The 9,751-nt window shown below is 72.3% G+C and carries 3 protein-coding genes; all 3 read left to right on the top strand.

Annotation, left to right across the window (positions count from 1 at the left end; translation table 11 throughout):
- A partial coding sequence (locus ABZ863_RS34405) for a phosphopantetheine-binding protein (RefSeq protein ID WP_358543840.1) occupies positions 1–656 on the top strand: 656 nt, incomplete at its 5' end.
- Complete coding sequence (locus ABZ863_RS34400) at positions 653–8,410, top strand: amino acid adenylation domain-containing protein (protein WP_358543837.1); 7,758 nt, start codon at positions 653–655, stop codon at positions 8,408–8,410. The genes ABZ863_RS34405 and ABZ863_RS34400, both read left to right, overlap by 4 nt.
- Before the next feature lie 4 nt (positions 8,411–8,414).
- Positions 8,415–9,751, top strand: a 1,337-nt coding sequence (locus ABZ863_RS34395; RefSeq protein ID WP_358543835.1) for a condensation domain-containing protein, incomplete at its 3' end; no start/stop codon positions are given.

Below are 9,751 nucleotides of genomic sequence, written 5' to 3'. Positions count from 1 at the left end.
TGCGCTGGACGGGCGACGGAACCCTGGAATACCTCGGCCGGACTGACTTCCAGGTCAAGCTCCGCGGCCTGCGCATCGAGCTGGGCGAGATCGAGCACGTGTTGACCGGGCACCCGGAGGTCAGCACCGCGGTGGCCGTCGTGCGGGAGGACCGCGCCGGCGACCAGCGGTTGCTCGCGTACGTGACGCCGGCGGGTGAGGCGGGCCCGGCAGGCCTGGACACCAGCGCACTGACGGATCTGCTCCGGAAGCAACTGCCGGAGTACATGGTCCCCTCGGCCATCGTGCCGCTGGCCGAGTTCCCCACGACCCAGAGCGGGAAGCTCGACCGGGCCGCGCTCCCCGCACCCGACTACGCCGAAGCCGCGACCGGGCGGGGGCCGCGCAACCACCAGGAGGAAGTGCTCTGCCGGCTGTTCGCCGAGCTGCTCGATGTGGGGGAGGTCGGCATCGACGCCGGCTTCTTCGACCTCGGCGGGCATTCGCTGCTGGCCACCCGGCTGATCGGCCGGATCCGCGGCGAGCTCGGTCTCGACGTGAAGGTGACGACCGTCTTCGCCCATCCGACCGTCGCCCAGCTGGTGCTCGCGCTCGAGGAATCGGCCACGTCGAAGCGCCCCCAGCTGCGCCGGATGACCATTCAGGAGCGTCGATGATCCCGTTGTCCTTCGCCCAGAGCCGGCTGTGGTTCCTCCACCGGCTGGACGGCCCGTCGGCAGCTTTCAACGGCCCGTTGGTGCTGCGCCTCGAAGGGCACCTGGACACCCAGGCCCTGGCCGCGGCGGTGCGGGATGTCACCACCCGGCACGAGAGCCTGCGGACCCTGGTGGTGGAGGACGCGGAGGGCACACCGGAGCAGCGGATCCTGCCGCCGGAGGAGGCGTTCCCCCGGTTCCGCGTGGCCGAATTGGCCGAGGACGCCGTGGACGCCGCGGTGGCCGAGGCCGCGGGTGAGGCGTTCGACCTGGACACGGAACTTCCCTGGCGGACGACCGTGCTCCGGGTCGCGCCGCGGGAGCACGTGCTGATCTTCGTGTTCCACCACATCGCCGCCGACGGGGCCTCGATGGCGCCGTTCCTGCGTGATCTGTCGTCGGCGTACTCGGCTCGCCACCGGGGGAGTGCGCCGCGGTGGACGCCGCTTCCGGTGCAGTACAAGGACTACACGCTGTGGCAGCGCGAACTGCTGGGCGACGAGCAGGACCCGGACAGCCTCGCCGGGGCACAACTGGACTTCTGGCGGGCGGAACTGGCCGGGGTGCCGCAGCCGGTGCAGCTGCCGCTGGACCGGCCGCGGCCGACGACGGCGGGCCACCACGGCGGCCACGTCGCGTTCGAGCTGGAGCCCGAGCTGCTCACCGGGCTCGGGAAGCTCGCCGCGGACCGCGGTGCCACGGCGCCGATGGTCGCCCAGGCCGCGCTCGGGGTGCTGCTGCACCACCTCGGCGCGGGCAACGACCTGACCATCGGCAGCCCGATCGAGGGGCGCGCCGACGAACAGCTCGACGAGCTGATCGGCTTCTTCGTCAACACCTGGGTGCTGCGCGTCGACCTGTCGGGGAACCCGTCGTTCACCGAGCTGCTCGACCGGGTGCGGGCCAGGGCCCTGGCCGCCTACGACAACCAGGACATGCCGTTCGAGCGCCTGGTGGGGCTGCTCAACCCGGACCGGTCCACGTCGTACTCGCCGCTGTTCCAGGTGATGCTGGCGTGGCAGTTCACCTGGCAGGGGCTCGAGCTGCCCGGACTGCGCGTCACGCCCGTCCCGGTCGGCACCGACACCGCGCAGTTCGACCTGTTCTTCAACATCATCCCGCACACCTCCGGGCGGGCGTACGGACGGCTGGAGTACGCCACGGAGCTGTTCGACCACGCCACCGCCGAGAGCTTCGCAGACCGTTACGTGCGGGTGCTGCGGCAGGTGGTCGCCGATCCCGCGGTGCGGCTCGGCGGCGTGGACGTGCGGAGCGACGCCGAACGGGACTGGCTGGCACGGCTGAACGAGACCGCGGCACCGGTTCGCGGGGCCACGGTGCCGGAACTCGTCGCCGCCCAGGCTGCCCGGACACCGGACGCGACAGCCGTGGTGGCCGGGTCGGCCGCACTGTCCTATCGGGAGCTGGACGCCCGCGCCGGCCGGCTGGCCGCCCTGTTGCGTGAGCGCGGGGTCGGGCCCGACGTCGTGGTGGCCGTGGCGTTGCCGCGGACAGCCGACCTGGTGGTCGCGCTGCTGGGCGTGCTCAAGGCAGGCGGCGCCTACCTGCCGATCGATCCCGGCCACCCGGCCGCGCGCGTGGATCTCCTGCTCGGCACCGCCGAGCCGGTCCTGGTGCTGACCGATCGCGACACGGCAGCGGCGCTGCCGGAGCGCCGGCCGCCGGTGCTCCACCTCGATGACCTGAACCCCGGCGACCCGGTGCCGGCAGCTCCAGTTGTGCCGCTGCGACCGGACAACCTGGCGTACGTGATGTACACGTCCGGCTCCACCGGGAAGCCCAAGGGCGTCGCCATCACCCACGCCACCGTGGTCAACGCCGTGGGCCAGGTGCGGCGGACGGCAGGGATGGAGCCGGGCGCGCGCATGCTTGCCGCGACCTCGGCGAGCTTCGACGTCTCCGTGTTCGAGATCTTCGCCGCGCTCGCCTCCGGCGCGATCGTCGAGATCGTCCGTGACGTGCTCGAACTCGCCGAACGCGCCACGTGGTCGGGCACGACCGTCAACGCGGTGCCGAGGGCGTTCTCCGCACTGGTCGACACCTTCACCAAGGATCCGGGCGCCTTCGAACTCGACATGCGGACGGTGATCGTCGGCGGTGAGGCACTCAAGGCCGACCTGGTCCACCAGGTTCAGCAGGCCTTCCCCGAGCTCCGTGTCGTCCACGGATACGGCCAGACCGAGAGCTTCTACTTTGCCACCTTCGCGCTTCCGCCGCGGTGGGCCGAGACCGGCGTGATCCCGGTCGGACGACCGATCCCCAACATGAGCGCCTACGTACTGGGGCCGGAACTGACGCCGGTACCACCCGGCGTGGTCGGCGAACTGTACGCGGGCGGCCTGATCGCGCGCGGTTATCACCGGAGCGGTGGGGCGACCGCCGAGCGGTTCGTCGCGTGCCCCGCTGGGCCCGCCGGTGCACGCCTGTACCGCACCGGTGACCTGGCCTTGTGGGACAAGGACGGCCAGTTGAGGATCTTGGGACGGGTCGATTCCCAGGTCAAGGTGAACGGCATCCGGGTCGAGCCGGCCGAGATCGAGACCGTGCTCGCGCAGCACCCCGCGGTCGGGCAGGCGGCGGTCACGGCGTGCGAGGACCACCACACCGGCACCACGCGCCTCGTGGGCTACGTGGTGATGGCGGGCGGTGCCGGTGATGACGGTGTCGACGTCGATGTCCTGCAGGTCAACGTCCCCACCTCGGAGCTACGGCGGTTCGTGGCCGGGCGGCTGCCCGGCTACATGGTGCCGTTCTTGATCATGGTGGTGGACCGGCTGCCGCTGACCGCGACGGGGAAGCTGGACCGGGCCGCCTTGCCCGAGCCGGTGTTCGCCGGGGTCGAGTACCGAGCGCCGCGCAGCGAGGCCGAGCGGGTCCTGGCCGAGGTGTACGCCGACGTGCTGAACGCCCCGCAGGTGGGCATCGACGACGACTTCTTCGCCAGCGGGGGAGACAGCATCCGTTCCCTCCAGGTCGTCGCGCGGGCCAGGACGCGCGGCATCGGGGTCAGCACCCGGGAAGTCTTCGAGTACCGCACGGTCGCTCAGCTCGCGGAACTGGTCGAGGGCCGTGGGGAAGAGAAACGCCCGACCCTGGCCGAGTTGCCGGGGGGCGGCGTCGGGTGGGCCCCGCTGCTGCCGACGGCAGCGCACGTTCTCGCGCTCGGTGGTGGCATCGGCCGGTTCTGCATGTCCACGATGTTGATCTTGCCTGAGGACATCGACCGCGGGGGACTGGTCGCGACCCTGCAGGCCGTCCTGGACCGGCACGACGTCCTGCGCTCCCGGCTCGAGCGGGAGGGGCCCGGCTTGTGGATCGAGCCGCCCGGCAGCGTGGACGCCGGCGCGCTGGTGCGGGAAGTGTCCTACCGCGGCGCCGATGTGGCCGCCGAGCTGGATGAGGCCGCGGGCCGGCTGGACCCGGACGCGGGCGTCATGGCGCAGTTCGTGTGGTTCACCGGCGACACGGGCGCGGACCGGTTGCTGATCGTGGTGCACCACCTGGCGATGGACGGCGTGTCGTGGCGGATCCTGGTCCCGGACCTGGTCTCCGCCTGGCAGCAGGCACGGGACGGCCGCACCCCGGCGCTGGACGGGGCGGGGAACTCATGGCGGCGATGGGCGCACGCCCTCGCCGGTGAGGCGGCCACCCCGCAGCGGATGGCGGAACTGCCCGTGTGGCAGGAGATCCTGCGCGGGGACGAGCCCGTGCTGGGAGCACGGGAGCTGGACCGCACGCGCGATGTCGCGGCCACCGTGGAGACGGTGCGCGTCCAGGTGCCGGCCGACGTCACGGCAACCCTGCTGAACACGGTGCCCGCGGTGTTCCGCGGCGGTGTCGACGACGGGCTGCTGGCCGGGCTGGCGCTGGCACTGGCGTGCTGGCGTCAGCTGCGGGGAGTGCCCGGTACCTCGACCCTGGTCCGGCTGGAAGGGCACGGCCGGGAAGAGCACCTGGTGCCCGGCGCGGACCTTTCCGGTACGGCCGGGTGGTTCACCGCGATGTTCCCGGTGCGCCTCGACCTGCCCGGCATCGACGTGGCGGACGCGTTCGCCGGTGGCCCGGCCGCCGGCCGGGCGATCAAGGCCGTCAAGGACCGGCTGCGGGCCGTGCCGGACCACGGCTTGGGCTACGGCCTGCTGCGACACCTCAACACCGTGACCGCCTCCGAGCTGGCCGGACCACGGGAGCCACAGGTCGGATTCAACTACCTCGGCAGGTCCTCCGGGGCGCACGTCCCCGAGGCGGTGCGTGGCCGGGGCTGGGCCCCGGACCTCACGCATCGGGACCTGATCGCCGCGCCGGACGGGGACATGCCGGTGCTGTCGGCACTGGAGATCAACGCGGTGGCCGCTGCCGTCCCCGGCGGAGAAGAGCTGATCGCCTACTTCGGCTTCCCCACCGGTGTCCTGTCCGGCGACGAGGTGACCCAGCTGGCCGGGTTGTGGGTCGAGGCGCTGACCGCACTGGCCCGGCACGCCACGACACCCGACGCCGGCGGGCTGACGCCGACGGACGCACCCCTGGTCGACGTGAGCCAGGAGGAGATCGACCGCTGGGAGACCCGCGTCGGCAAGCTGGCCACGGTGTGGCCGGCGACTCCGGCGCAGTCCGGGATCCTCTTCCACGCGATGATGGCCGGGGCGTCGGCCGACCCCTACCACGGGCAGGTGGTCTTCCGCCTGTCCGGCGAGATCGACCCGGAGCGCCTGCGCCGGGCCGGGCAGGCGCTGCTGGAGCGTTACCGCACCCTCCGCGCGGCGTTCTTCCACCGGGCGAACGGCGATGTCGTGCAGGTTGTGCCCGAGGCGGTGACGCTGCCGTGGCAGCACCTCGACCTGACCGCGGTCGACGAGGCGCAGCGCACCGAGACGTTCGAGCGGTTCCTCGCCCGGGATCGGGCCACCCACTTCGACCGGGGCGTCCCACCGCTGTTCCGGCTGGCACTCGCCGTCCTCGAGCCGGCTCGGCCCGCACTCGTGATGACCGCGCACCACCTGCTGTTCGACGGCTGGTCCGCGACCATCCTGCTGCGCGACCTGCTGCTGCTCTACGCCGCCGACGGTGACCCGGCCAGTCTGCCGGTGACCGGGGACTTCGGCGACTTCCTTTCCTGGCTCGCCCGGCAGGACCAGGACGAGGCGGCCCGGGCGTGGGCGGCCGAACTCGACGGCATCGACGGGCCGACCCTGCTCGCTCCCGACTCCGCGGGTGCCGACGACGGCAGCCGCGGCCAGATCGACGTCGCGCTCACGCTCGACGAGGCGCGCGAACTGGGCCTGCGGGCCGCCGAGCTGGGCATCACCCTCAACTGCCTGGTCCAGGGCGCCTGGGCGCTGTTGCTCGGCCAGCTCACCGGCCGCCAGGACGTGGTGTTCGGCACCACCGTCTCCGGGCGTCCGCCCGCGGTGACCGGCATCGAGTCGATGGTCGGGATGTTCATCAACACCGTTCCGGTCCGCGTCGGATACTCGCCCGCCGACACCGTCGCCGAGGTGCTCACCCGGCTTCAGCGCCGGCAGGCCGGCCTCGTGGAGCACCACCACCACGGGCTCGCGGAGATCCAGAACTCCGCCGGCCTGCCGTCCCTCTTCGACACGCTGGTCGTCTTCGAGTCGTTCCCCGTCGACCGGGAGGGCCTGCGCGCCGCCACCGACGCCGCCGACGGGCTCGCCTTCACCGGCTTCAGCCCGTCCGCGGGCAACAACTACGCGTTGTGCCTGGCGGCGGCGCCCGACCCGCACCTCCAGGTCATCCTCCAATACGCGCGGGGTTTCTTCGACCGTGACACGGTGGAGCTGTACGCGGCCCGCCTCGTCCGCGTCCTGCGTCAGCTGGCGGCCACCCCCGACCTGCGGGTCGCGCAGGTCGACATCCTGCGGCCCGCCGAACGCGACCGGTTGCTGGCCGGCTTCGACGACGCGGCACTGGACGTCACGATCACTGGGCTCGTCGAAGCACAGACGGCGCGGACCCCGGACGCGGTCGCCGTGGTCGCCGAGGGCGAGTCGCTCACCTACGCGGAGCTGGACGCCCGCGCCGAGCGGCTCGCGGTCGAGTTGGCTGAGCGCGGGGTGGGCCCGGAGACCGTGGTGAGCATCGTTCTGCCGCGCACCGCGACCATGGCGGTGGCCCTGCTGGGAGTGCTCAAGGCGGGTGGGGCCTATCTGCCGGTCGACCCCGCCTACGCGAGCAGCCGCCTGCCGCACGTCCTCACCGGTGCCCGGCCCGCGCTGGTGCTGGCCGACCGCGACACCCGCGACCTCGTACCCGCCACGGACATCCCCGTCCTCGTCCTCGACGACCTCGACCTCCTGGCCACGGCTCGGGACGCGGCGGCACGACCGTGCGCCCGGCCCGAGAACCTCGCCTATGTCGTCTACACCTCCGGCTCCACCGGCGTGCCCAAGGGCGTGGGCGTCACCCACGCCACCGTCGTCAACGCCGTGCACACCATGGCCGCCCAGGCCGGAATGGCGTCCGGCAGACGGGTGCTGCTCGCCGCCTCGTTCGGCTTCGACGTCGCCACGTTCGAGCTGTTCTCCGCGCTCACCACGGGCGGCAGCGCCGAGATCGTGCGCGATGTGCTGGCGCTGACCGAACGCGACGCCTGGGACGTCGACGTCATCTGCTCGGTGCCGTCGGCCTTCGCCGAACTCGCCGACCAGCTCGGCGACCGCATCCGGCCGACGGCGCTGAACATCTCCGGGGAAGTGCTGACCCCGGCCCTGGTCGAGCGGGTGCGAGCGCTCTGGCCGCGGGCCCACGTCATCAACAGCTACGGCCCCAGCGAGACCTTCTACGCCACCGCCCACCTGCTGCACCCCGGGCGGTCGTACGCCACCAGCGTGCCCATCGGCCGCCCGTTCCCCGGCGTGCGTGCCTACATCCTCGGCCCCGCGCTGAACCTGCTGCCCACCGGCACGCCGGGGGAGCTGTACCTGGCCGGGGCCGGACGCGGTTACCAAGGCCAGCCCGCCCTGACCGCCGAGCGCTTCGTCCCCGACCCCTACGGGCCGCCAGGCTCCCGCATGTACCGCACCGGCGACCTCGCCCGGCTCTCCCCGGACGGGGAGCTGCACCACCTGGGCCGCCTCGACGCCCAGGTCAAGATCCGGGGCTACCGCGTCGAACCCGGCGAGGTCGAAGCCGCGCTGACGGCCCATCCCCACATCGCCCAGGCCGCCGTGGTGGCCCGGCAGGCAGGCGACCTCCGCTACCTGGCCGCCTACGTCGTCCCGGCCGACGGCAAGACCGCCCCGGATGTCGCGGAAGTGCGCCACCACCTGGCCGATCGGCTGCCCGACTACATGGTCCCGACTGTCTGCGTACCGCTCGACCGGCTGCCCCTTTCGCCCAACGGCAAGCTCGATCACCAGGCCCTGCCCGTCCCCGACGTCACCTCCACCACGCCGTTCCGGGCGCCACGCACCGCCCGCGAGAAGGCACTGGCCGAGCTGTTCGCCGAGGTGCTCGGCGTGGACCGGGTCGGCATCGACGACGGCTTCTTCGCCCTCGGTGGGCACTCCCTGCTCGCCACCCGGCTGGTCAGCCGCGCTCGCGCCGAGCTGGGCACCGAGATACCGATCCGCAAGATCTTCGACTTGCCGACCGTGTCCGCACTCGCCGCGTGGTCGGAGGAGTCGGCCGTTCCCCTTCGCCCCAGTCTGCGCAAGCGGACCGTAAAGGAGTGAACCAGTGATTCCGCTGTCGTACGCGCAACGGCGCATGTGGGTGACCCACCAACTGGAGCGTGGGGCGGAGACCTACAACATCTCACCGACGTTCCGGCTGACCGGGCCACTGGACCTGGACGCCCTCGCCGCGGCGATCCGCGACGTGGTCGATCGGCACGAGATCCTGCGGACCACGTACGTGCGGAACGACGACGACGAGCCCTGCCAGCGGATCCTGCCGCCGTCGGCGGCGCAGGTGCCGGTGCCGGTGATCGACGTGGCACCCGGGGACCTGGGCGGCGCGGTCGACGAGGTCATCGCGCACCGGTTCGACCTGGCGGCCGAGATCCCGTTCCGGCCGGCCCTGTTCCGCTGCGCTGCCGAGGATCACCTGCTGGTCCTGGTCATCCACCACATCGCTTCGGACGGCGTCTCGGCCGCACCGCTGGCACGGGACCTGACCGCCGCCTACACCGCGCGCCTGGACGGCCGGGCGCCGGAGTGGGAACCGCTGGCCGTGCAGTACCAGGATTACGCGCGATGGCAGCACGAACTGCTCGGCGACCCGGCGGAGCCGGGCACCCTGGCCGCGAAGCAGGTCGAGTACTGGCGCGCGGAGCTGGCCGGGGTGCCGCAGCCGCTGAGCCTGCCGCTGGACCGGCCGCGGCCCCCGGAACGGGATCGCCCGCACGGCGACAAGGTCGACATCGTGGTGGAACCGGGGGTGGCGGCCGGGCTGCGGAAGGTGGCCGACGAGCGTGGGATGACCATGTCCATGGTCCTGCAGACCGCGCTGGCGGTGCTGCTGAACAAGCTCGGCGGCGGGGAGGACGTGACGATCGGCGCCCCCATCGCCGGGCGGACCGACGAAGCGCTGGCCGATCTGGTCGGGTTCTTCGTCAACACCCAGGTGCTGCGGGTGGATCTCTCCGGTGACCCGTCCTTCGCCGAGTTGCTCGCGCGGGTCCGGGACAAGGCGCTGGCGGCCTACGAGCACCAGGACGTGCCGTTCGACATGCTGGTCGAGTTGATCAACCCCGACCGCTCCGCCGCGTACCAGCCACTGTTCCAGGTGATGTTCGCCTGGCAGAACTGGGCGAAGCCGGACATGGGACTGCCCGGGCTCGAGGTGGAGTTCGAACAGCACGTCGTGTCGACCGCCATGTTCGACCTGTTCTTCGGCATGGCCCAGCAGGAGTCGGGGGCGCTGTGGGGCGAGCTCATGCACTCGACCCAGCTGTTCGACCGGGGCACCGTCGAGGCCATCGCCGCGCGGCTGGTGCGGGTGCTGGAGCAGGTGGCGGTCGACCCGCTCGTGCCGGTCGGGGCGATCGAGGTGCTGTCGGTTCAGGAGCGGGA

This window comes from Saccharomonospora sp. NPDC046836, from assembly GCF_040645195.1.
Taxonomy (GTDB): Bacteria; Actinomycetota; Actinomycetes; order Mycobacteriales; family Pseudonocardiaceae; genus Prauserella_A.
The sequence above is the reverse complement of the archived record's forward strand: the minus strand, read 5'-3'. Positions and strand labels throughout refer to the sequence as shown.

Coding starts and splice junctions, on each gene's coding strand:
- ABZ863_RS34400 (WP_358543837.1), top strand. CDS start 653: ATGATCCCGTTGTCCTTCGCCCAGAGCCGGCTGTGGTTCCTCCACCGG.